This is a genomic window from Yaniella soli (assembly GCF_054782375.1).
This window is the reverse complement of the sequence record NZ_BAAGSP010000087.1, coordinates 1-715: the sequence shown is the minus strand read 5'-3', so window position 1 is coordinate 715 and position 715 is coordinate 1. Positions and strand designations below refer to the sequence as shown.

Genomic DNA, 715 nt, shown 5'->3' with positions numbered 1-715 from the left:
CGAGCCTCATTATGGCGACGTCAACACCAATACCGGGCCCAGCAATAACACTACACAGCACGCGGCCACACTTTACAAACACGACTGTAGTACTAGAAATGAAAATACGCAGACCCTCCACAAAACCCGGGACTTGACAATGGGAGAGGGGACCGCGGATCCCTAGCGAACTGGCTCAACAACCTACGGAACGTGCGCAATATATGCGCTCATTATGGTCGTGTGTGGAACCGTACTTTCGACGTCTTGATTGACGCGCCGGGGGCTTCCCGTAATGACCCTCATGATTATTTATTCTCCCTCATAGATGCGGGAATAAACAATAAACTTTATGGTGTCCTCACCATTATGCGGTATCTGCTCTGCAGCATAGCTCCCGAAAGAACAGACGTCATTGATATCGCTGATTTCATCGAGCAGCAGGCGACAATTACTCAGTTTGACATGCAGCAGCTGGGTTTCCCGAACGACTGGAGATCGAAATCGATCTGGGCGCGTGACTTCTCTCTTGATGATGCGTCCATGGTGACAGCCAGCCTTCTTGACCGGACTGATAGCCTTACGGCCGTTGATACGCGTGCTGTCCTCACAGCAGCGACAGTCACAGAGCCGGAGAAACGGAGCGTGTCAAATCAAATGAGACGTGTCATGCGTTTTCTAGTTGGCTAGTTTGGGTTCGTTTGGCGGGATCGTTGATGGTGGCTTTCTCAGGCAA

1 protein-coding gene and 1 pseudogene are annotated in these 715 nt (G+C 51.2%); both read left to right on the top strand.

Annotated elements, in window-relative coordinates:
• Nucleotides 1-168 precede the first annotated feature (168 nt).
• A pseudogene (locus ACYVJT_RS15320) lies at nt 169-222 on the top strand (hypothetical protein); the annotation flags it as partial.
• Nucleotides 223-669, top strand: coding sequence for an Abi family protein (locus ACYVJT_RS15315; RefSeq protein WP_343957876.1), 447 nt, complete (start codon nt 223-225; stop codon nt 667-669).
• The last annotated feature ends 46 nt before the right edge of the window (nt 670-715 follow it).